This is a genomic window from Sphingobacterium sp. 40-24, assembly GCF_001899705.1.
Classification (GTDB): domain Bacteria; phylum Bacteroidota; class Bacteroidia; order Sphingobacteriales; family Sphingobacteriaceae; genus Sphingobacterium; species Sphingobacterium multivorum.
Map to the genome: position 1 here is coordinate 63,870 of NZ_MKWH01000047.1, position 22,874 is coordinate 86,743.

16 protein-coding genes are annotated in these 22,874 nt (G+C 42.3%); 11 read left to right on the forward strand and 5 right to left on the reverse strand.

Annotated elements, in window-relative coordinates; all coding sequences use genetic code 11:
- Positions 1 to 47 precede the first annotated feature (47 nt).
- Complete coding sequence (locus BGP15_RS18190; protein WP_286770406.1) at positions 48 to 1,082, forward strand: acyltransferase family protein; 1,035 nt, start codon at positions 48 to 50, stop codon at positions 1,080 to 1,082.
- Between the two features lie 125 nt (positions 1,083 to 1,207).
- Here BGP15_RS18190 and BGP15_RS18195 read toward each other — a convergent pair whose 3' ends face one another.
- Together BGP15_RS18195 and BGP15_RS18200 are read right to left on the reverse strand one after the other, a co-directional pair.
- Positions 1,208 to 2,557: an amidohydrolase gene (locus tag BGP15_RS18195; protein WP_286770407.1), complete on the reverse strand. Its 1,350-nt coding sequence runs from the start codon at positions 2,555 to 2,557 to the stop codon at positions 1,208 to 1,210.
- A gap of 115 nt (positions 2,558 to 2,672) precedes the next feature.
- Positions 2,673 to 3,581, reverse strand: coding sequence for a helix-turn-helix domain-containing protein (locus BGP15_RS18200; protein ID WP_286770408.1), 909 nt, complete (start codon positions 3,579 to 3,581; stop codon positions 2,673 to 2,675).
- 449 nt (positions 3,582 to 4,030) lie between these two features.
- Here BGP15_RS18200 and BGP15_RS18205 point away from each other — a divergent pair, with 449 nt between their 5' ends.
- The 4 genes from BGP15_RS18205 to BGP15_RS18220 all read left to right on the forward strand — a co-directional run bounded on the left by BGP15_RS18205 (position 4,031) and on the right by BGP15_RS18220 (position 9,723).
- Entirely contained in the window at positions 4,031 to 7,096 is a 3,066-nt protein-coding gene (locus tag BGP15_RS18205; RefSeq protein WP_286770409.1) for a beta-L-arabinofuranosidase domain-containing protein, read from the forward strand.
- Positions 7,097 to 7,233: 137 nt separating this feature from the next.
- Positions 7,234 to 7,911 (forward strand): response regulator transcription factor, encoded by a 678-nt coding sequence (locus tag BGP15_RS18210; protein WP_286770410.1) that lies wholly within the window; start codon positions 7,234 to 7,236, stop codon positions 7,909 to 7,911.
- Positions 7,908 to 9,191 carry a sensor histidine kinase gene (locus tag BGP15_RS18215; protein ID WP_286770411.1) on the forward strand — a complete coding sequence of 428 codons (1,284 nt, stop codon included), beginning with the start codon at positions 7,908 to 7,910 and terminating at the stop codon, positions 9,189 to 9,191. The genes BGP15_RS18210 and BGP15_RS18215 overlap by 4 nt, the downstream gene beginning before the upstream one ends.
- Before the next feature lie 82 nt (positions 9,192 to 9,273).
- Complete coding sequence (locus BGP15_RS18220) at positions 9,274 to 9,723, forward strand: PepSY-like domain-containing protein (protein ID WP_286770412.1); 450 nt, start codon at positions 9,274 to 9,276, stop codon at positions 9,721 to 9,723.
- Positions 9,724 to 9,845: 122 nt separating this feature from the next.
- Here the strand turns inward: BGP15_RS18220 and BGP15_RS18225 are convergent, their stop codons facing one another.
- The 3 genes from BGP15_RS18225 to BGP15_RS18235 form a co-directional block, all read right to left on the reverse strand.
- Positions 9,846 to 10,865, reverse strand: a complete 1,020-nt coding sequence (locus BGP15_RS18225; protein WP_286770413.1) for a DUF4625 domain-containing protein — start codon at positions 10,863 to 10,865, stop codon at positions 9,846 to 9,848.
- Positions 10,866 to 10,909: 44 nt separating this feature from the next.
- Complete coding sequence (locus tag BGP15_RS18230; RefSeq protein WP_286770414.1) at positions 10,910 to 11,386, reverse strand: DUF4625 domain-containing protein; 477 nt, start codon at positions 11,384 to 11,386, stop codon at positions 10,910 to 10,912.
- Between the two features lie 215 nt (positions 11,387 to 11,601).
- On the reverse strand, positions 11,602 to 13,770 hold the full coding sequence (locus tag BGP15_RS18235) for a TonB-dependent receptor (RefSeq protein WP_286770415.1): 2,169 nt from the start codon (positions 13,768 to 13,770) through the stop codon (positions 11,602 to 11,604).
- A 226-nt stretch (positions 13,771 to 13,996) separates the two neighbouring features.
- Here BGP15_RS18235 and BGP15_RS18240 point away from each other — a divergent pair, with 226 nt between their 5' ends.
- The 6 genes from BGP15_RS18240 to lepB all read left to right on the forward strand — a co-directional run bounded on the left by BGP15_RS18240 (position 13,997) and on the right by lepB (position 22,659).
- On the forward strand, positions 13,997 to 16,474 hold the full coding sequence (locus BGP15_RS18240; protein ID WP_286770416.1) for a tetratricopeptide repeat protein: 2,478 nt from the start codon (positions 13,997 to 13,999) through the stop codon (positions 16,472 to 16,474).
- 7 nt (positions 16,475 to 16,481) lie between these two features.
- The gene (locus BGP15_RS18245; protein ID WP_286770417.1) at positions 16,482 to 18,269 is read left to right on the forward strand and encodes an HSP90 family protein; all 1,788 of its coding nucleotides are present in this window, start codon (positions 16,482 to 16,484) and stop codon (positions 18,267 to 18,269) included.
- Between the two features lie 99 nt (positions 18,270 to 18,368).
- Positions 18,369 to 19,430 (forward strand): hypothetical protein, encoded by a 1,062-nt coding sequence (locus tag BGP15_RS18250; RefSeq protein ID WP_286770418.1) that lies wholly within the window; start codon positions 18,369 to 18,371, stop codon positions 19,428 to 19,430.
- Positions 19,431 to 19,543: 113 nt separating this feature from the next.
- Entirely contained in the window at positions 19,544 to 20,017 is a 474-nt protein-coding gene (locus tag BGP15_RS18255) for an LIC11966 family surface protein (protein WP_286770419.1), read from the forward strand.
- 290 nt (positions 20,018 to 20,307) lie between these two features.
- A complete protein-coding gene (locus BGP15_RS18260) occupies positions 20,308 to 21,042 on the forward strand; it encodes a hypothetical protein (RefSeq protein ID WP_286770420.1) in 735 nt (244 codons plus the stop codon).
- Positions 21,043 to 21,081: 39 nt separating this feature from the next.
- Positions 21,082 to 22,659, forward strand: coding sequence for a signal peptidase I (gene lepB, locus BGP15_RS18265; protein ID WP_286770421.1), 1,578 nt, complete (start codon positions 21,082 to 21,084; stop codon positions 22,657 to 22,659).
- Positions 22,660 to 22,874 lie beyond the last annotated feature (215 nt).

Sequence of the window (22,874 nt, forward strand, 5' to 3'; positions counted from 1 at the left end):
ATGTCCGGTCTGAAAAATTACTGGAAACAGCGTATATTTGCTGCCAAATGTCTGAGTCCAAAAGAATTTACCAAATCGATCTGTTTCGCTTTATTGCAGCATCTGCCGTCGTATTATATCATTATTTATATCGGGGGTATGCCGCCGGAAATATGTCGCTATTGGGTTTCGATGGCGTCGGAGAATATTTTAAATATGGCTACCTGGGCGTAGACTTATTTTTTATCATCAGTGGTTTTGTGATCGCTTTTTCCATCAAGCATCTTTCGTTGCGTAAGTTCTGCTATTCCCGTTTCAAGCGTTTGTATCCGATGTATTGGATTTGTTTGCTGTTGACTTTTACCGTTTCTTATTTTTGGGGCGCACCACGTTATCATGTCACATTTACACAGCTATTGGCCAATCTAACCATGGTCCAAAAACTATGGGGACAGGGGGATGTCGATGGCGCTTATTGGTCGCTCTATGTAGAGTTGAAATTTTACCTGATCATCGCCTTATTCCTTATTCTGAATCAATTTAAAAAAATAAGTTTAGATTACCTGGTGTATTTTTGGCTGCTATTGTCCAGCGTGCGCTTTTTTGTTGGGCCTTCGGAAATTTATGACGCACTCCACGAGTTCTTTTTGCTCGATTGGAGCGCCTACTTTATTGCTGGAATTATATTTTGTCAGCTCTTTTTACAGGGGCCCAAAGTCCAGCATTTTGTGGCCTTACCTTGGTGCTTGTACATTTCCATCGATGGTGCCGTGGGGCGCATTCATTGGCTGGAACGGACTTTCCACAGTGACTTTTCTTCTTATATTATTGGAGCGACCATCGTTGTGTTTTACCTGCTTATGTTGCTGGTTTCCTGTAAAAAGCTCCAGGTGATCAATTCGCCGAAATTCGTTAAAATTGGCATGTTAACCTATCCGCTGTATTTAATCCATCAACACATCGGCTTTATCATTTTTAACCATTTGCACCCCTATTTAAACAAATACCTGTTGCTTTCGGCTGTTATTGGTATTATGCTTGTGGTTGCTTATCTGCTGAGCGACCGGATTGAACCATGGATTATAAAGCGTTTTAAAGCATAAATAAAAGGCCCGAAGGTAATGATTACCCCGAACCTTTCTGGTTTTCATAGGAGATATAGTTTTTTAGCTGGGTTGTTTTGGCAACCAAGCTGAAGTCATGAATCGTTTACGGCTTTGTCTTAGGGCTAGAAAACTAGATTTCCTTGATAGATAAGTGATTTTACGGGCGATATTCTTGAAATAGCTTCTGCCGAACAACTCGCATCAAGGAAGGCAATATCTGCACTGTCGCCGACCTTTGGCCATTGCATATTGCCTTTGTCATCCAATGGAGTAGGGCCCGCGGTAGCAAGTTTCAGCATACGGGATAGCGCAAATTCGGTAGCCTGGCCGTATACCTGAGCTGCAAGATTAGCTTTTTGTAGTACACTGCCTGTCCCGAAAGTATTCCAATGGTCTACAATGCTGTCATTGCCCGTCATGACCTTAACGTTGTTTTCCATAAGCGTTGGAATAGGCATAATTAAGCCACCGAATGGGATCGTAGACACGATACCGATTTGTGCAGCACCAAGTTTCTCGGCCATTTCCTGTTGTTTGGCTTTTTCCAGTCGACCAAGCACAAAACAATGGCTGAGGTAGGTCTTGCCTTTGAGAACAGGATTCTCGTTTACTTTATTAATTAAGTATTCTACAGTTTTCAAACCTGATTCTCCGGATTCATGTAAGTGAATGTCAATTCCTTTGTTGTTATCTAATGCCAGTTGAACCGTAAAATCCATTGTTTTTTCAATAGCGCCATCAATAGAAAAGGGATCGACCCCACCGATAAAATCAATATTGGTTTTCGCTGCTTCCTTCAGATAAGGCACCGAATCGGTATAGAAGACACCTTGTTGTGGAAAAGCAACCAATTCAGCGCCAAATCCATTTTTCTTATTTTCAAGCGCAAGTTGCAGATGATGTAAAGAATCTAGTTTGGACGTGGGTTCAATATTAACATGGCTACGTGCAAAGGCAGTGCCCTTGGATTGTAGCAGTTCGATTAGTTTTTCTGCTTTATGGGTAGAGTTTTTAAGCAGTTCGGGCAAAATTTTCTGTTCAAGAGCAATCATACCCTTTACCCCCCCCGGGCCACGTCTTACGGCCTGCCATTTGTCGCCATAATAGGTCTTGTCCAAATGGATATGCATATCTTTAAAAGAAGGTAGCATCAAAAGCCCTTTTGCATCGATCGCATCAGCACTGTTGCTGTTGGCACTGATATTTTTGATTTTCCCGTTTGCGATCTGAATGGAAAAAAGACCGGTCTTTGTTGCGGTTACATTACCATCACCATCGTACTCAAATCCGGTTTCCAATAACACGTTTTTCAACGTATAGCTTTTTTTACCTTGGTAGCCACTCAAAAGTCCTTGATGAGCCATATTATGTCGATTTTCTGCAAATAGCATTCCCGGGATGAATGTAGCACCCGCAAGCGCTAGAGCAGAGTTTCTGATAAATTCCTTGCGAGAAAGGGCCGTTGATTTCATTTGATTTCCTATTATGTTATTTTGTGACCGGAATAAAAAGTCTACCAGTCTTTTACAAAGTTACATAGCCGGTATCCCATTTTTGCTGGGATATTTCTGCCATTCTTTGTGTGATTTATCTTTTTTTGATTTTGCTTTCAAGGAACTTAGGTGCTCCCTCCACATGAATATTTTCTCTAAAGTCGCTCGGACTTGCTCCGGTTTGCTGTTTAAAAAAGTTCGAAAAATAAGCTTGATCTGCAAAACCCAATTCAAAGGCAATTTCTTTGATGGACCGCTCGGTGCTTTGCAAAAGACGTTTGGCTTCAATGCTGATCCGTTGGTGAATAAGTTGTGTGGCTGATATTTTCAGATTTTTTTTGCACAGTATATTGAGGTAATTGGGCGAAATATGAAGCTTTTCGGCATAAAAAGCCACGAGCTTTTGCTCCCTAAAGAATTCATCAATGAGCATATTGAACTTCGCCAGTCGTGGAACAGATTGATAGACTTTGAATTCGGTGAAGGCAGACTCCGCCTCGCGGCTTACAATCGCAGCAATGACTCCCGCTCGGGCGGTTATCAATGGAATAAGTGAATTTTCTCTTTTTAACTCCTGCTTCACAGATTCAAATTCATAATGCAATTGTGCAAAAGCATCTGCAGTAAGGTCAATGACGGGATGGTTTTGGTAATTGGTAAATGAAAAGCGGAAAAATGGAGCAAAGTGTTCAAAAAAAGATCGTTCAATCATAAGTTGATAACCTATGGTACCCGCATAGACATGCCATTTGTGCATTTGCCCCGGAAAGAGCACATGAACCTGATGATCTTTGATGACATGGTCAATAGAATCGATGGTATGAACCCCCGATGCTTTATCGAACAGATTTATGATAAAAAAGTCATGCTTATGCGGTTTGTCTATGAGCCGTTCGCCATGTAGTTCATTAAATAGGAGTTCGTCGCGCCCTGCAGTCTGTTCCTTGCGGAAGCCATCCAGACCGATTACTGGTGCCCAAATTTTTGAATTTCGTTTATCCATAGTAGATCATATCGAATCTAAAATACAAAATACCACGGAGTAATCGATCATAGCGCGCTGAGTTTGCATAGGTTTTTATGGGCATAGTTATAGTGGCGTTGCTACCTGCGCTTAGTATGGGCATAGTATAGTGGTGGGGTTACCTCCGCTAGGGGACAGGAGGATTTGTGGGCCCGTGGACGACAGTAGACGCGACGGACGGTAGTTAAAATCTGGAGAATATCGGCTAAAATAAACCTATGTTTAATGATGTATACTCATTAATTTTATAAATGTCAAATAGACAGCAATACAAAACATCTTCTTCGACTTTGGAGGCTTAATAGGCTGCTTTTTATCTTGTTTGTCATCTTTTGACGACAATAAAAGGAAAAGATACGGTGACAGCGCTCATTCAGCTAGAAGGTGATCATTAAACATTAAATCATTAGCGAATAATAAATAGCGATATGAAAAGATATACGATATATTTTGCAGCAATTCTTACGATTTTTATCAAAACAACAGCTATAGCTGTGGCACAGAGTGGGGATCAGATCTTGGACGGTATTGGTGAGACAGGCATGGTGGCCCGTTATGTCTTTGATGGTGATTTTAAAGATTGGTCGCGCAATGGACTACACGGTAAATTCCAGGGCACAAAAGCTTCGTTTGTGCCAGATAAGCAATTTATAAAGGTGCTGTCTCTGGCAGGAGGAAAGGATGATTTTGTCGTACTTCCACCGCAAGTGCTCAATGAACTCGAGTCGATCAGTATAACAGGCTGGATGTACTTACGTGCCGCGCAGTCTGGGCAATATTTATTCGATTTTGGACAAGACATCGCCCGGCATTTTGCTGGAACACCAACGGGGACAGCGCAGCAAAATGGCTACATGGGTATAATCGCCCCAAAGAAAACCGACGTAAAAAATGCAGTCTCATCGGCTGCACCATTAAACAAATGGGTGCATCTGGCCATTGTGGTTGACATACCTTCAGGGACTATGCAAACGTATTTGGATGGTATGCCAGCTGGAGAGGTTAAAAATATCCCACAGGAGTTGGCTGAAGTTTTTGGACAGACGGGTAGTAAGAGGACTTTATACATCGGAAAATCCCTTTTGGGGGGCAGTGTAAGTTTAAATGCACTGTTGCATGATTTTCGCATTTATCGTGTGCCACTGAATCGAAACCAGATCGGCATGGTATACAGAAATGCATTGAAGGGTGTTCGTGAAGATATTACTTCTAAGGGTAAGGCTGAGGATGACTTACCGCGATTTCCAATGAACAAAGCAGAGCTTTATAATGCCTTTTTAACGGGGGTAACAGACGTGACCGTGGAAACGGAGGTTGGTGAGCTACCCCGATTGCCGAGTTATGTCGCCGGAACCTATAAAGACGGTATGGTAGGACCGAAAGTGCGTGTGTTGTGGCCTGCACCAACCGACAATAGTGCCGTCTCGCAGCAAACAGCTTATACAGTCACGGGGCGTGTTCCCGGGACTGATCTGAAACCGAAAGCCATCATTACCGTTAAAGGGAAGGCAAAGTCCAACTTGCCTAACTTAAAATTGGAAGCATTTCATTTGGATCAGGTTTCCCTTAATACGGATGTAAAGCATCATCAAACGAAGTTTATTGAAAATCGGAATAAATTCATTGATACATTGGCAAAATCGGATCCCAATTCATTCCTTTATATGTTTCGTCACGCGTTTGGGCAGAAGCAACCGGCAGGTGCGCAGCCCTTGGAAGTGTGGGACAGCCAGGATATCAAACTGCGGGGTCATGCTACAGGACATTACCTGACGGCAATTGCACAAGCTTATGCGAGCACAGGGTATGATAAAGCGCTTCAGTCAAAATTTATGGGCAAGATGGATACCATGGTCAACGTGCTTTATGCCTTGTCAAAGTTGTCGGGCGCGCCGAGGCAAAAGAAAGAAGCGGGGCAGGCTTATGTCGCAGATCCTGCTGCGGTACCTTATGGCCCCGGTAAATCGGCTTATGATTCTGACCTGAGTGACGAAGGAATCCGTACAGATTATTGGAACTGGGGGCTAGGTTTTATCAGTGCCTATCCCCCGGATCAGTTTATTATGCTCGAGCATGGCGCAAAATATGGCGGGCAGAAGAACCAAATTTGGGCTCCTTATTATACCCTGCATAAGATCTTGGCCGGCCTGTTGGATGTTTATGAGGTAAGTGAAAATAAAAAAGCATTAGAGATCGCGCAGGGAATGGGCAACTGGGTGTATACGCGTTTAAATCAAGTCCCGACCGACACACTGATCAAAATGTGGAATACCTATATCGCCGGTGAATTTGGTGGGATGAATGAAGTGATGGCCAGGTTATACCGTATAACGGGTGAAGAGAACTATTTAAAAACCGCCCGTTTATTTGACAATATTGATATGTTCTACGGCAACGCAGCGCATGCACATGGACTGGCCAAAAATGTAGATACTTTTAGAGGGCTACATGCCAATCAGCATATTCCTCAAATTGTGGGCAGTATGGAACTATATCGGGTGTCCAATGAGCCTCAATATTATAAAATAGCGGACAACTTTTGGTATAGGGCCACCAACGATTATATGTATAGTATCGGTGGTGTGGCTGGGGCAAGAAATCCGGCTAATGCCGAATGTTTTATTAGTCAGCCGGCGACATTATATGAAAATGGATTTTCTGCAGGTGGGCAGAACGAAACCTGCGCAACCTACAACATGTTGAAATTGACAAGTGACTTGTTTATGTTCGATCAGCGCGCAGAGTTGATGGATTATTATGAACGTGGATTATACAATCATATCTTAGCTTCTGTTGCAGAAAATAGTCCAGCAAATACATATCATGTGCCTTTACGCGCGGGATCTATTAAGCAGTTTGGAAATGCCGATATGAAAGGCTTTACCTGCTGTAATGGTACGGCTATTGAGAGCAGTACTAAATTGCAGAATACAATCTATTTTAAAAGTAAGGATGACCAGGCGCTGTATGTCAATCTGTATATTCCTTCTACCTTACACTGGACGGAACGCGGAATTAGCGTCGAGCAACAAACCAGTTTTCCGAAAGCGGATCAAACAGCGCTGACCATACGGGGGAATGGCAAATTTGAACTTCATGTGCGGGTGCCAAGCTGGGCAACAAAGGGATTTTTTGTTGCAATAAATGGAGTCGATCAAAAAATTAAGGCTGAGCCCGGGACTTACCTGACATTAAACCGCACCTGGAAAGATGGCGATGTGATCACGCTTAAAATGCCATTTCAGTTTCATCTGGATCCGGTTATGGATCAGCCCAATATTGCAAGTCTGTTTTATGGACCAATCTTATTGGCAGCCCAGGAACCTGCAGCAAGAAAAGACTGGCGTAAAGTAACGTTAGATGCCAACGATATTGCTAAGTCGATTAAAGGGAATCCCGAAACATTGGAATTTTACATTGATGATGTACTTTATAAACCGTTTTATGATACCTACGGACGTCATTCGGTTTACCTGGATGTCAGCTTAAAATAGTACGCTAGCAGTGTATTCCTAAATCTTTCCCAAATTCAAGGTACCTTTGTCATAAACAATTGTGTATGTAACTTGTCATTTAGCATGGACAGATCACTATTGTTTAAACAAGTTTTCCTCTAAATAGAATTAAGAAGATGAAAATATTGGTTATTGAAGACGAAGCGGATTTAAGGGAAATTGTGAAGGCATCTTTACTTAAGGAAGAATATACGGTAGAAACTGCCGCTGATTACGAATCAGCCCTTGAGAAAGTCGCTGTTTATGATTACGATTGTATCCTGCTCGACATCATGCTGCCTGGAGGCAATGGTTTGCAGATCCTCGATCAGCTCAAAAATGAGGGTAAGTCCGATAATGTGATCATTATCTCCGCAAAGGATTCTTTGGACGATAAGCTAAAGGGACTCGAACTTGGAGCCGATGACTATTTGACAAAACCCTTTCATATTGCTGAGCTGAATGCACGGATTAAAGCCGTGTTACGAAGAAAACAACGGGAAGGTAAGAATACATTGGAAATGGGAAACATCGTGCTGGATCTCAATGAACGCTGCTTATTTATTGCACAGGAGCCTGTGCCGTTAAATCGGAAAGAGTTCGATATGCTCAACTACTTCTTATTGAACAAAAATAGACTGGTCAGCAAAAGTGCGCTGGCAGAACATGTATGGGGCGATAATACAGACCAGGCGGATAATCTTGATTTCATCTATTCACAGATAAAAAACTTGCGCAAAAAATTCTTGGCTAGTCATGCTGATGTGGATTTTGAAGCGGTATATGGAATCGGTTATAAACTTGTCGAAAAATGAGATTAGCCAACCAAACACTAAAGTATCTTTCGATCTCCGTGTTGGTGGTCATCGCGCTTTGGTCAACAGTGTTCTATCTATTTATGCTGGAGGTGATCCACGATAATATCGACGAAGAACTCGAAAACCAAAAGCGGCTAATTATCCAGGAACTTTCCAGCAATCCCACCGTAGCTCCAGATTTAGAGTTTGGGATAAATAATTATAAGGTACGCCAGATTTCCGAAGAACAAGCCCTTAAGATGCAAAACGTTTATAAGGACACCATGTTGTATATGCAGGACGATGATGATCCCGAGCCGGAACTGGAACCAGTCCGAATGTTGACGACAGCATTTGAACATCAAGGACATTATTATGAACTTTCGATCATCAATTCGATGATCGAAGAGAGCGATCTAATTAAGAATCTCTTTTATTCTGTTGTTATTTTATTTATTCTGTTGGTCATCAGTATCGTATCCATCAATAAAGTCGTAATAGAACGTTTATGGGGACCATTATATACTTTCTTGGATCAGTTGACACGATTCCGTTTGGGCAAAACCAAGGAGAAGCCTGCTATGGATACGCAGATCCAGGAATTTAAAGATCTCGAGCTTGCTGTCGCTACCTTAATTCGCCATAACGAAGAAAGCTATGAACAGCAAAAACAGTTTATTGGCAATGCTTCGCATGAATTACAGACACCGTTGGCCATTATGATCAACAAATTGGAAATCATGGCGGAAACAGAGGGGTTGAACCAGGAACAGTCTGAGACTGTCGCAGCAGTATTAGCAACTGCCGAGCGGCTTGTGCGCCTCAATAAATCCTTGTTGCTGTTGAGTAAAATTGAGAATAAACAATTTTTGCACAATGAGGATCTTTCGTTCAATACGCTTGTGCTGAATATTGTGGCGGAGTTTGAGGCTATTGCTGAATTTAAACAGGTAAAAATCAATGTTGTACAAGAAGATCAGCTGAGTGTACAAATGGATAGTGCTTTGGCCAACATCGTTGTGTCAAATCTCCTGCGTAATGCGTTGTTCCACAATAAATTGGGGGGTGAGGTGAATATCCGTATAACGAACAAAGGACTGACCGTGTCCAATACGAGTACGCATGCCGCCTTGGATGCTAACCTGGTATTTTCCCGTTTTTATAAGTCAGATGCAACATCCAAAGGTACTGGCTTGGGGCTGGCCATTGTGCAGGCTATCTGTCACCTCTATGGTTTTGCGATCGTCTACCAGTATGAAAACAACCAGCATAGCTTTCAGGTAAATATGTTCCCTTAGAAAATATTCCAGGAGCAGGCAAGTGTTCCCAAATCTTTACAGATTCGCTTTTTTACTTTGTAGTATACTAAAAAATAGAATCATGAATTGTAAATTAATCTGGAGTGCATTCGTGCTTGCACTGACAACAACAGGAGCTATTGCGCAAGATATACCACAAAGTCAAGTGCCCGCTGTAGTGGTGAACAGTTTCCAACAGAAATTTCCAAAAGCCAAAAAAGTGGAGTGGGAGGTGAAAGGTAATGTGTATGAAGTGGAATTTGAAACGGGCTTATTTGGTACAGATCAGGAAGCTTGGTTTCAACCTAACGGAAAAGTTTTGCGGTATAAAACTGAAATCAACAAAAAAGAATTGCCGAAGAGTGTGCTGGACCGGGTGAAGAGAGATTTTCCGGGCTATCGCATTGAAGACGCAAAAAAGATTACCGCTGATCAGAAAGTGAGTTATGCGTTTGAAGTGAAAAATGGCAAAGAGGATTGGAAGCTGGTACTCGATCCACAGGGAAATGTGCTTACGAAGGTAAGGGACTAAGCCAATTGCTGTAAAAAATAACGCTTTGATGATTTTGCCAACTGCGCACGTCGGGAAAATGACCTGTGTAAAACCACCTTGCCAACAAATTGTGAATAGCAAGGCGGTTTTTTGTTTTGGGACTAATCTTCTCCTTCCTCTGCGTGAAGTTCAAAAGATAGCTTTATGAGATCCTGACCAGCGAACTTAGTGGCATAATCCGATAGGTTCCAGTCAGCACGGGTAACTTTTGCTTTTGTGGTTGCATCGTTAAACTTGCGAAGTACAAAGACTACATTTTTTTCGCCTTCATTATCTTTTCCTGCGGTAAAGTACGTGATGATTCCTGTTGTCTCCGTTGCTCCGTTGACTGCAGTGCCATCACCGTAGGTCGCCTCTTTCGTTTGAAAGATCGCACCACTTCCTGTATTGCTATTGGGATTAAGAACAAAAGAACCACCTGTAAGGAAAGCCTTATAGTAGTCTGCTGTTGCTTTATTGACAATGTATTGCCCTTGGATTTCTTTTGAAGAAGTATCAAATTGTTTTAATTCAATTTTATAGATCCCTGCGGGATGGAGGTGAGCATGTCCTCCTGCCAATACTGTTCCCTTGTCATCAAAGCTGATAGCAATTGGTTCTACCTTTTCTTTGTCGGCAAGATCATGGAAATGGTCGCCATGGGCTTCGCCGGCTACTTCCGTAAATATAAGCTTATAAGCAACTTTGGCATCTGTACCTTGTATTGTTAATGGAGATTCTACTGTAGTTGTATTTCCGGCTTTGTCGGTTACTGTAAAATGAAAATGATAGGCTCCAGCGGGTGCATCTGCCGGAACATCGATGTGTTCATGAAATGTTGCATTTTTTACACCAATGTATTTCCCATCCGTATAGGCTTTTGTAAACTTATACTGACCACCACCTTCTTGATGAACCTCTATTTCGATCTTAGCAATGAGTGCTTCGGCGAGAATATCGCCTTCAAGATGTAGGTCTGATCCCGCCTGAACAGTTTTGTTATTGCCACTGCCGATTTCGAGTGCGCTGATCTGGGGCTTTGCAAGTGCTGGAATTTCCTCGTTATCTTTCTTACAGGATGATAAAAAACCGAAAAGAAGTGTACTTAACAGGAAGAAGAATCGAATGTTTCTAGTTTTCATGTAAAATGGATTTAATTAAATTGAGTTGATAAATATGTATGGTATTATTCGACTATACGGATGCTGATTCCTTTTTGGCTGCTCCATCCCGCCAGATCAGTCACCTGGATCATAAAATGATAATTGCCCGGATCGATATCGGGTGGTACATCAATCTTTAATTCGGCATCGTATTGCTGTGGCTGACCCGGAATATTGACCGTCTTGACTAAAGTAAAGGGTTTGATAGGCGTTTTGATAGGTTCGATAGTACACTCTCCGATTTCTGTGCTATGCGAATGATGGTCAAAATTGTGGTGTACATCAATACTATAGCTGCCGAGCGCTACATTGTCGGATAGCTTACTGTGGAAAGTAAAGCTTGTACCGCGTTTGATGGTGCTGCATTGTTTTGGAAAAGCCGTTTCGGAATCGATGGCGATGACCGGTTTTTCGGTGTCGATGCTTTCCTTATCTTTCTTGCAGGCAACGGCCATCGTAAGTAACACCGCGATAAGTGTATATTTTTGGACTGTTTTCATAGGAGATCCTTTCATTTTTAAATTTTTATTCATTCGTATATCTTTTATTGTTAGCATGCCTGTGTGATGTTCGGTTATTCAGGTGTCTTCGTTACAAATTGTATAAGAGTTCACTGTACGCTTCGATTCACGTAATTCATTGCGATCAAAGGCTTATTTAAAGTGGCTATATTTCGGTAAAAGTTATTTTTATTCTTCATTCGCGGTCGTTCATGTTACGATCTGGACTGTTTTCCAAAGGGAACTCCAATGGATAGAACAAAATTCCTCCCCTGTTCAGGCAATGAGATCAGCCGATAAAAGCTGGTATGGTCCATATACTTCTTGTCAAAAAGATTTTGAACCTGCAGGCGTAATTGAAGGGCAGATCCCGAAAACCGAAGCTGTGTTCCTGCTCGAAAGTTGAAAACCTGATAAGCTGCTGTGGACTCTTCTGGCGGAACAATATGATGCTGCGCAGCTGTCCACTTGCAATCGACGGAAAGGTAGGTCTCTTTAAAATGTTTGGTATTTTTTGCTGTCCAGCTGATGTCCATCAACGCTGACGGTGCCGGAGAGAATGGAAGTGTATAGCCTTTCTTTGCACCCGATAGTTGTTCTGATCGGACATATTCGCCCAATAATTCTACTTTCCATTGTTTCAAAAGCTGATAGCTGAGCTTCAATTCAGCTCCATAGCGGCGAACACGGCTTTCCATATATTCAAAGATTTGATTGCCGGCACCATAATATTGATCGTAGCGCGACGTGGGGTTGAGGTAGATATAATTGGAAAAGTAATTAAAGAACGGCGTAAAGGCGACAAAGACTTTTCTGGGACTCCAGGTCAATGATAAATCCAGCTGGTAGGATTGTTCGGGGGACAAGGATTGATTGCCTTTTTCATAACTGAAGTAGTGATAATTGACACCATTAGCACCGAGCTCCTGTGCAATAGGAGCCCTGAAACTCTTTCCTACATTGATTTTTGTTTCCAGATCTCCGAATTGATGTGCCGCTCCTAAAGACCAAACCAGGCTATTGAAACGGCGACTGAGCGCTGAAGCCCGAACTATTCTTCCCGACTGATTGTCTTCCAGCTGTGATTCGAACCAATCCCGGTAAGGTGACGTCTGAATATGGCTGTAATCGTAACGCAACGCCCCGTACAGCATCGTTTGGTCCGCGAGCTTGTATTGATCGTATACGAATAGGCCCATTGCTTTTTGGTTAAATGAGGGGATGAGGAAGCCCCAGCCATCGATCCGATTGTCCTGATACTCTCCATTTGCACCTAGGGTAAGTCGATGTCTGGCCAACTCAAATTGGTCTTTTACAGTGATACTATAGACCCGTTTGTCATACAACCTTTCCAAATTGATCGGGACAGTCATATCGTTTGGATAAACGGGAGGCATATAACCATGCGCGGTGTAATTGTTGTACTCTTGGCGGTAGTTTTTCTGATAACCCAGGTCTATCCAAAGCTTATGCTTATCCAGATCGATAAAGTTGCGGTTAATAATCTTCAGGTGATTGACCGTCTGGCTAGGGAAACCAATGTCACGACTGGATTTGTCATAAAGAGCTGTATCTACGCCCCGCGGTTCCAAGCCATGCGCATTGGCAAAGAAGCCAAGCTTTGTATGATAATTACTCAGGTAGAAAATCGAAGAAAAACGATCCGATAGATATCCACCACGTAGTTGAAAATGTGTTTCTCGTCCTGCTGTGTTGCGAACATGCCGATTTTTCAGGCGTACCGCATAATTGTAGACATAGACGGTATCTGTGGGCACTCGGTAATCGCCATATTCCAGGTGCGTGAATCCGCTTCCAAATACCCAATTCCCCTTTCTACCCTGTGCTTGTAGCGATCCGCCAAAAGTCGCGTTATTTGACTTTGTCAATAGGTTAAACTGCCCTTTAAAACCTGTCTTCTGTAGTTCCGCTGGCGGTGCTAACCGAACCACACCCCCAATAGCATCTGAGCCATAGAGAAATGAGCTGGCCCCCTTAAGTACCTCGGCACTTCCCACACTGAATTGATCGATTTCCAGTCCATGATCCAATCCCCACTGCTGGCCTTCATGTTTAATTCCATTTTCTACCGTGGCCACACGATTAAATCCGAGCCCTCTAATTTGCGGTTTAGATTGATTGGCACCTATGCCGATGGCGCTGACACCGGGAAGTCGGCTTAATGTCTGCATTAAACTCCCGCCTTGGTATTTTTGTATAGAGTCGGCAGTCAACAGTTGAATCGATAATGCGCCCTCTGCTGCGCGGTTATAACGTCGCCCGCCTACTTTAACTTCTTCAAGCTCGATGCTCTCCTCCTGTCCATAACACGGGAGAAATAGTTGTTGTGCTGCGATAATTAAAAAAATAATATACCTATTCATCTATGTGTATTCGATTCGTAAAGCGTAAGTCGTGCAATCCATATGTATTCCAAGTAGTATGTATTGCAATTAAGTTGCAACAAATATAGTGAAAAGATTTTAAAAGCAATATGGTTGCATTATAATAACAGAATAGACTGTACGATACAGTGGCAAAGTTTTTGTTGCTTTTTGGCGCCTGAAGAGTATAAAAAGCATGTTTTACAAGTAGTACATACGATGATATATGAAGTTAAGTGAAGAATATTCTATTAAAGTTGCCGCGTTGCAATCGGCTGAACATCAATTGACAGTTGACCTTTCGAAACGCATTACGCCCGATATATGGCTTGATGTCCTAATTTATTTTGAGCACAACTTGCAGCAACCCAGTGCGGCTGCACTTTATGATGCATTATTTGAAAAAGGAACTGATTTTGCAGCAAACGTATATCTGAACGAAGAGGATTATTCCTTTTTTATTGATAAAATACGGACAATATTGGAGCGCTATGCTGCAATCAATCCTCACGCATGGGTGGAGCTTGGCTTACAGCATATTTTATGCCGCCGACATGTGGTGGATAAAGAAAAAGCTTCCCTGTATTTGAAGAGAGGCATCGATGCGGGTGTTGAATGGGCAAGACCTCTTTATTTATACTACAATTATTTAGGCATGCTGTCTGCTATCGACCGCGATAGCGCCAAGGCCGAACTGGATGAGCTCGCGTTGGGCGGAGATCGCTGGGGAATTGCTTATGCTGCCCATATCGATGTCTGGACCGATAAATACGAAGAAGTCTTTGACCGTATACAGGTGCTCAAGCAGTCGCCGGAGCGGAAACTACTGCGCCATTATTATGAGGCGCTACAATTTTACTATGCGCGTAAAGAGGACAAGGAAAAACGCCTGCAAACACTGGAAGAGGGTATTGCGATGGCTGAGTCTCGTTACTGCAGATTTGTGCTGAATGAAATAAAACGTGCGGAGGCGGCTTCCTTAATTGAACAGGAGCTTCTTATACCGGAATATCAAGAGCTGTTTGAATACGGAATGATGGATGCTGCGGTGCAAATAGCACTTATCAAACTTCAGGTATTAGGCAATGACCGTCTGGAAAAACAGGATTTCGAAGAACCGCTGTGGTATCTCCAGAAAGCATACGATTATAATAATAATTATGCGGGCTATCGTCTTGCTTGTCTCTATCTCTATCAGAACGCGCTGCAGGACATCGAAAAGGGATTATCTTTATTGCATTTGCTCGACGAGAGAGATAATTATGTGGAAGCGCAGGTTGAACTTGCTGAAATCCTCCTCGAAGGTCAGTTCCTTCCTAGGAATGAAACATCAGCATTCCAGCGCTTCAGCGAAATGGCAGAAAAAAATATTGCTTACGCGAAGTTGCGCCTAGGCAACATGCTCGAATCTGGTTACGAGGGTTTGGCGGCGGATTACAAAGCCGCCTTTGATTATTATCAGGATGCCGCAAAAGATAAACTGCCACAAGCTTTATATCAAGTCGGCAGATTCTTAAAGTATGGAATCCATAATGATGCGCCTGATCTGGCAGCTGCATTGCCTTACTTCGAGGAAGCGGCAGTATATAATAACGCTACTGCGCTGACTGAAATGGGTTTAGCTGCTGAATTAAAATCCGAACCGGATTATAAATTGGCCTTTGATTATTTCTCGCGTGCGGCAGATCTTGGCTATCCCTATGCCTATTATTTAAAAGGTATTTATTTGGAAAATGATTATCACCAGTCCGGAGCTCCCCAACCGAAAACAGCTTTTACCGCCTTTGAAACCGGAGCCGGGATGCAGGAGCTCAATAGTATATATGAACTGGCGCGATGTTACCGGGGGGGCATAGGTACGGAGATAAATCTGGACCGGATGATTGCTTTATACCAACAGGCTGCTGAACGAAATCATGTACAGGCTTTGACTGATCTGGGTCTCTGTTATGAGTATGGTTATGGATTGAACCAAGATACATTTAAAGCACAGGAAAACATTAAGAAAGCTGCCGATCTGGGGTTCCCTTATGCAATTTACGTATTGGGACGATATTATTTGACCGGTTTGGTGCAACAGAATGTAGCACATGGTCTTCAGCTTTTGGAAGAGGCAGCACAAAAAAATGTAGCTGAGGCACTCGTGCTGCTTGGCGACTACTTTTTCTTCGACTATGATCAGCGGGAAGAATACGACAAAGGTTTTGATTACTACATGCGTGCCGAAAAACTTGGCTATCTGACGGAGGGAATTGGCATGTGCTATGAGTTTGGTATCGGCGTGGAAGCACAGCCGACAAAAGCATTTGGATATTATACTCAAGCTGCGGAGCGAGGAAATCAGCAGGCGAGCTACCGATTGGCCCGTTGTTATTATTTTGGAATAGGTACCGAGATCGATAAAGCAGCCGCCTATGGGTATTTTATGGAAGTAGCGCAGCAAGGGAATGTGTATGCCACTTACTTTGTTGCGGTGCAACTGCTGGAAGGAGATGGCGTACAGATGGACCTTCAAGACGGTGTCGAATGGCTTATGAAGGCCGCCGAAGCGGATCATGCTGACGCACAATATAAACTGGCCAACTGTTATCTCATGGGGGACGGGGTAGAAGAAAATGAAGATCTTGCCCTGGAGTGGTTTGAACGGGCGGCAGACAATGGACATGAAGATGCTATTCGATTGACAAAGAAAACGAGAAAGTAAGAAAAACATGCACGAAGAAAAATCCTATTCCTTTCAGGTCAATCTGAAAGGAATGATCGCACTGCTCTCAGAACACCTGTATAGCGATCCCAATACATTTATTCGGGAACTGCTTCAAAACGGCGTGGATGCAATTACAGCATTGAAACACTTGGATGAATACCATCAAGGAAAAATAACGATTGAGCTGCCAAGCACTGAACAGCCGAAGTTTCTGTTCAGCGATAATGGAATAGGCCTAAAGGAGGCCGATATTCATCAATTTTTGTCGGTTATCGGGGAGAGCTCAAAGAGTAAGGACATCAAGGATGCTCAGGACTTTATCGGTAAGTTTGGTATTGGACTGCTTTCTTGTTTTGTGGTCAGCGATGAGATTATTGTTGAAACAAAATCTGCTCTTGAACAACTGCCTCTACGTTGGACGGCTAGAGCTGAAGGGGACTATAAAATCGAGCGTCTGACAGAAGATATTCCTGTCGGAACACGGGTTATCCTAAGCCCTAAAAAGCAATTCTCCTATATTTTTGAAGGGGATTATTTTGAGAAAAAAATTAAGTTTTATGGAGATGCGCTGCGAGAAACTATTTCTATCGTGGTGGGAGGTGCCGAAAAGATCATCCATAAAGAATCACCTAAATGGCTAGCTCCATCGGTTTCGAAGGCGGAATTGCTTGCTATAGGCAAAGAACTCTTTCATGTCAACTTTTTGGATGCAATTCCATTTGAAACGACGGCGGGTAAGGCAAAGGGTGTGTTGTATATTTTACCTTTCCGTACCCAGTTTAGTAGTAAGCAGCGTCACCGAATTTACTTGAAGCGCATGTTTCTTGCCGAAGAAGATCAGTCTATTTTGCCAAATTGGGCCTTTTTTGTCCGGATGCTTGTCAATACAGAGGAACTTAGTGCTACTGCCTCACGAGAGTCTCTGATGAAAAATGATCTATTGCGGCAGGCGCGAAAAGAAATTGCAGCAGTGCTCAAAACGTACCTGCAACAAGTGAAGAAGATAGACTTCGATATTTATATACGTATTATCCAGACACATTATCTCCATTTAAAAGCTTTTGCGCTCGAAGATCCCGACTTCCTGGCTATTTTTTTAGCTGATATCCCGTTTGAAACCAATCGCGGACAGCGGAGTTTCCAAAATATCATCGATCAGCAACAGCAGCTCTATTACTGCGCTGATTTTGAGGATTTCAAACAGATTGACCGTATGGCCGATACACAGGGAATGATTCTTGTGAATGCTTCTTATACCTTTGATACGGAGTTGCTCCGCAAGATCAAACAACGATACCCCGACTATAAGATAACAGAGATGTCGCCAAATCAGCTCCTGGAAACATTTCAGCCGATTCATGAGGATGAGCAAAATCAATATGTTTCTTTTCAGAAAGAAGCGCAGCGCATTTTGGACGATTACAGCTGCATCTTGGAAATTAGGCGGTTTAAACCGATTGATACACCAGCTATTTTTACAAAAATGGACCAAAATAGTGTAGAGAGTACGATTAGCCAATTAAAGGAAAATGCAAATCCTTTTGCGCAGGTCCTCAAGACATCCAGGCCGAATAAGATCCAGAATACCTTATGTTTAAATGCGGATAATCAGCTGATCAGCACCCTAATGGATATTAAAGATGCTTACATGCTGCGTTCAGTCATTGAAGTACTTTACGTGCAGGCACTCATTTTGGGCAAGTACCCGGTCCAGGAACGGGAAATGAAGGTCATGAACGAAGCCCTAAAGAGCCTCATTGTAATGGGGCTGGATAATTTTGTGAATCTTTAACGCGGTGGAGGGATTTCTACACTAGGTCAGAATTTCCCTTTACCTTTTAGAGAGCTTATTTAAAAAGGAAATATTTCATTAAAAGAAGAGAATAAGAAGATGTATACACTTAAAATTCAGAAACTGCGCAATCAGGTTGCACGCGTAGACAATACCTTGGAGAAGGTTAATCTATTGACACAGGCTATACGGATTGCAGATGAAAACCAAGATATTGAATGGGGATATGACCTTCGTTTAGATTTAATCAGTGAAGAGATAGACCTCGCTTTTTCAACCGAGTCGTTACCCGCATTTGCGTGGATATTACAAGCTTACGATGAAAATCCGGAACTCTTTAATGAAGAAGATTTCTTATGGCAATACAAATGGATGATGTCCGAATTATACGATAATCCTGCTGTCAGCCGTGAGCAGATTGAAGCAGCTTTGGGCGACTTTGAAAAACGCTTGATTCGTAACGGTTATGGAAAGCGTGCCATACACAATGAAGAGCTAAGTGATGCCCTTGCGCAAAAAGATATAGCCGCTGTCGAGCGCGCATTGAAGAACGTAAATGCTGTGCAGAGAGATGACATGAGCGACTGTGAAGCCTGTGAAATGGATGCCGAAGTATCAGCAACACTATTACAGTATGGATATGCTCCTGCGGCCGAGAAAGCCTTGCCCTTAATTGAAGGGCAGTTTACCTGTTCCCATGTCCCTTTGCGTACGGCCGTGAACCTGGCTTATGAAGGTCTTAAGCAAGGTGATACCGAACAAGCGGATAAAATGGCGCTGCTGGCAGAAAAGGAGGTTTTTAAGAAAGAAAAGGATTCCGCAATTTTGATCTCGACGATTAAACTAGCAACCTATTTTTCCTATACCGATAATGGTAAAGCCAAAGAATGGATCGAACGTTTTTTACCTTGGGCCGATGGTCCCGAAAATAGATCCATGTTTCAATTGGCCTGCTATATCGCCGAAGCCATGAAGAACTTCGGTCCCGACGAACCTTTTATACTTGAGCTCGGCAATCAGCATAATCTTTTTCAAGGGAAAAATACCTACACCGCAAGCGAACTGGCGACCCATTATGGGAAACTAGCGGATCAACTTGCAGACCGTTTTGATCAACGCAATGGCAATCACAACTTTCGCAATCAGTTAATGTCCCTTTAGCTTGAATGGCCCCGGAAATCCCTGATTTCCGTGATGAAATCCCGATGATTTGAAGACTATCTTTGTGTAAATGAGCATTTAATGCTGAAATATAAAGAAAAAATAGATCAACAATGATTAAACAAATTATTACAGGCATGGTGACCGTAGCGGTATTGACTATGTCAAGTTGTAGTACGGGAGAAAAAGATCCTGCAGCATACAACAATTCGATCATTACTGTTATCAACAGTAGTGAAACACATGTGACGGAGATGAATGCCGCAATGAATGGTTCCGATTATACGAAAGCCGAACAGGTACGTGCAGATTGGGAAAAATCTCTGAATGATGATATCAAGAAAGTAGAAGATCTGGGAGATTTCAAAGGCGATGCGACATTCCAAAAAGCAGTGCTTGATGGCTTAAATGGGTATAAGAAAATCGTTACAGAGGATTATCCCAAATTGATTGAGCTCCGAAAAAATAAAACACCAGATGCTACCAAAGAGTCTGCATTGCTTGACAATATTAATAAAGCGTTTGAAAATATGAGCAATGGTGTCAATAAAGCATCTACAGCATTTGAAAGTAAATATAAAAGTTAAAATCATTTCATGCACAGTTCAGTAAGCCACATCAGCAAAAATGATGTGGCTTTGTTTTTTGCTGTGTAACTGTTGTTGCTTGAGAAACCCGGAATCCTAAAATCTTCGCAGTATTGTAGGACAGCACCTCGCAAAACAAAATGCTAACAAACGTTAAAACTCCTTAGGCTGAACTTGAATTTCATATTTTTATGTAGTTTTACGTGAAGCTTGGCGGAGAGTGCCAAGTATAAGTGAATACAGTCAAGAGAGTTTATGCGATCAAAAGCTATTGACAAAAACAGATTTCAATGAAAGCCATATCAAGTTTAACTGCTGTGATTTTGTCTTCCTGCGCCAGTATACTAATGACAGCCAGTGCCCAGGAAGCCGCAAAAAAATTGGATTACGTAGTGCTTATGAACGCAGATACCCTTTATGGAAAAATCTCCTCCATCAAGGATCACAAACTCAAATTTGAAAATCAACAGAAAGAGAAACTAACTTTTACCCCAGATCAGGTATTTCGTGCTTACTGGGAATCAAAAAGAAAAGTCTATGCACCCTCTTATGTCGAAAATGGCTTGGAACCTGTTCAGGGAACTTCTCCACAAGTATTTCAAATAGGTCGATATTATACAGAGGAGCCAACTTTTGCTGAAGTGCTGGTTGATGGAGAAATAATGGTTTATTATGTGTCTAATTTGAATCTCGGTGGTGGCGGCGGAATGATGTTTGGTACAGGCGGTGGTGGTACGATGTTATCCATTGGAGTCAGTAAGTCTAAATATGCCTATGCATTAAAAAAGTCAACCGGTGAGGTGATTGAAATAAATAGCAATACGAATGGACTTTTTAGCAACAGCAAAAAGAAGCGGACAATTGCTTTGGGGCGTTTGATCAATGACGAACCGGAGCTATTTGCTGAGTTTGAAAATGAAAAGAAGTACGATTATGATCTTTTTATAAAGTACGTTATGCGCTACAATGAGCTTCAACTTTCCAAAACCTCTTCCGAGGAGAGAAAGAAACTTATTATTTATTGATATTTTTTTTAATTACTGATTCTGCAATTAAACGAATTTATGATACTTACAATCTTTATTGTACTGACTATAGTTGCCGTTTACGGCTTTTGGTTGCTATTTGAAAAAGCAGGACGCAAAGGCTGGGAGGGAGTTGTGCCCGTCTATAGTCAGTGGATCCAATCACGTATCCTAGGCAAGAAGACCTGGCAGCTGATCCTTTTGCTGGTTCCGATCGTTAATATTTTTGTATTTTATAATCTCTACCTCGATTTTATTCATTGTTTTGGTAAAAGAAGATTTTGGGAAAACTGCGCCGCAGTACTGGTCCCTTTCATCGTTCTGCCACTTTGGGGCAAAGATAAAAATGTGCAATTTCTAAATGGGCTATACACCAAAAATCTGAAAGCAGCGCATGCCGAAGGTCGCGGGGCGACAAAGGAAGCTGAGTTGGAGATCGCACATCAATCTTATATGGATTATAAGAAGAAATATCCCTATAAAAAATCAATAGTGCGTGAATGGGCCGACGCGATTGTGTTTGCAACTGTCGCTGCAACGCTAATTCGTGGATTTCTATTGGAAGCATTTATGATTCCATCGGGTTCTATGCAGCAGTCTTTACTCATTGGCGATTATCTTTTTGTGAGTAAACTAAATTATGGTCCCCGCATCCCCAATACACCAATAGCCTTTCCTTTTGCACATCATACGATGCCATTAATAGGAGGGAAAGCCTTTTCTGAACTCATTAAAATTCCTTACAAACGATTGCCCGGATTTCAAGAGATCAAGCGGAATGATGTAATCGTTTTTAATGCACCAGCCGGTGATACGGTTGCTGTGGAAAATCAGGACTCGCCCTATTATGATTTGGTGCGTAGTATGGGACGTGAAGCCGTACACCAACAATTTACGATTCAGACCCGCCCAGTAGACAAACGTGAACATTTGATTAAGCGATGTGTGGGAATGCCGGGAGATAAAATCGGTATGAAAGAAGGGGTATTGTTTGTGAACGACAAGCCAGGTTTTGTTGCTCCGGAAAGTCAAATGGATTATATTGTGATCACCGATGAGACTGGTCTGGACGAACAGCGCTTGAAAGATATGGGAATAGAAGTCTCTCCCATTCAGCCCGGCGCTTATCTCATCTTTTTAACCCAAGAACAGGCGGCAATGGTGAAATCCTGGCCCAATGTCAAATCCATGCAAATGAACTTGGAAAAACCGGGAGTTGCACAAGCAAATACCTTTCCAAATGATCCACAATACAAATGGAACTACGACAATTTTGGCCCCTTAGTTATTCCTAAGAAAGGAATGACTATTCCATTAAACGCACAGACCTTTCCACTATACGAACGAGCTATCCGTGTGTATGAAAAGAACCAATTGGAAAAGAAATCGGATGGGTTTTATATCAATGGAAACCGAACAGATTCCTACACCTTTAAAATGGATTATTATTGGATGATGGGCGACAATAGGCACAATTCGCTCGATGCGCGGGATTGGGGATTTGTTCCGGAAGATCATATTGTCGGAAAAGCATTATTTACCTGGATGAGCTGGAATGCAGATGGTAATGGACTTTCCAAAGTACGGTGGAATAGAATTTTTAAAGGGATTCATTGACAAAGCAGCGTTTTGTTAATCAACTTGTTGTTCTAAAAATAGCGCTTACGATAGGATGGCGCTATTTTTAGTTTAATAAGCCTTTTTCTTCTTCTCGTGGATACTTCTTTGATAACGAAATCGCCTAACGGAAGATAAAAACCTAATTTGACCTCTTAGCTAATAGACGTTCTGTTTTATATTAGTTGTATTAATTAAGTCATCGAAAAGTTCGT

What these genes read in the sequence shown, in the direction of transcription:
- BGP15_RS18190 (WP_286770406.1), top strand. Translation starts at nt 48, where the DNA reads ATGTCTGAGTCCAAAAGAATTTACCAAATCGATCTGTTTCGCTTTATT.
- BGP15_RS18195 (WP_286770407.1), bottom strand. Translation starts at nt 2,557, where the DNA reads ATGAAATCAACGGCCCTTTCTCGCAAGGAATTTATCAGAAACTCTGCT.
- BGP15_RS18200 (WP_286770408.1), bottom strand. Translation starts at nt 3,581, where the DNA reads ATGGATAAACGAAATTCAAAAATTTGGGCACCAGTAATCGGTCTGGAT.
- BGP15_RS18205 (WP_286770409.1), top strand. Translation starts at nt 4,031, where the DNA reads ATGAAAAGATATACGATATATTTTGCAGCAATTCTTACGATTTTTATC.
- BGP15_RS18210 (WP_286770410.1), top strand. Translation starts at nt 7,234, where the DNA reads ATGAAAATATTGGTTATTGAAGACGAAGCGGATTTAAGGGAAATTGTG.
- BGP15_RS18215 (WP_286770411.1), top strand. Translation starts at nt 7,908, where the DNA reads ATGAGATTAGCCAACCAAACACTAAAGTATCTTTCGATCTCCGTGTTG.
- BGP15_RS18220 (WP_286770412.1), top strand. Translation starts at nt 9,274, where the DNA reads ATGAATTGTAAATTAATCTGGAGTGCATTCGTGCTTGCACTGACAACA.
- BGP15_RS18225 (WP_286770413.1), bottom strand. Translation starts at nt 10,865, where the DNA reads ATGAAAACTAGAAACATTCGATTCTTCTTCCTGTTAAGTACACTTCTT.
- BGP15_RS18230 (WP_286770414.1), bottom strand. Translation starts at nt 11,386, where the DNA reads ATGAAAACAGTCCAAAAATATACACTTATCGCGGTGTTACTTACGATG.
- BGP15_RS18235 (WP_286770415.1), bottom strand. Translation starts at nt 13,770, where the DNA reads ATGAATAGGTATATTATTTTTTTAATTATCGCAGCACAACAACTATTT.
- BGP15_RS18240 (WP_286770416.1), top strand. Translation starts at nt 13,997, where the DNA reads ATGAAGTTAAGTGAAGAATATTCTATTAAAGTTGCCGCGTTGCAATCG.
- BGP15_RS18245 (WP_286770417.1), top strand. Translation starts at nt 16,482, where the DNA reads ATGCACGAAGAAAAATCCTATTCCTTTCAGGTCAATCTGAAAGGAATG.
- BGP15_RS18250 (WP_286770418.1), top strand. Translation starts at nt 18,369, where the DNA reads ATGTATACACTTAAAATTCAGAAACTGCGCAATCAGGTTGCACGCGTA.
- BGP15_RS18255 (WP_286770419.1), top strand. Translation starts at nt 19,544, where the DNA reads ATGATTAAACAAATTATTACAGGCATGGTGACCGTAGCGGTATTGACT.
- BGP15_RS18260 (WP_286770420.1), top strand. Translation starts at nt 20,308, where the DNA reads ATGAAAGCCATATCAAGTTTAACTGCTGTGATTTTGTCTTCCTGCGCC.
- lepB (WP_286770421.1), top strand. Translation starts at nt 21,082, where the DNA reads ATGATACTTACAATCTTTATTGTACTGACTATAGTTGCCGTTTACGGC.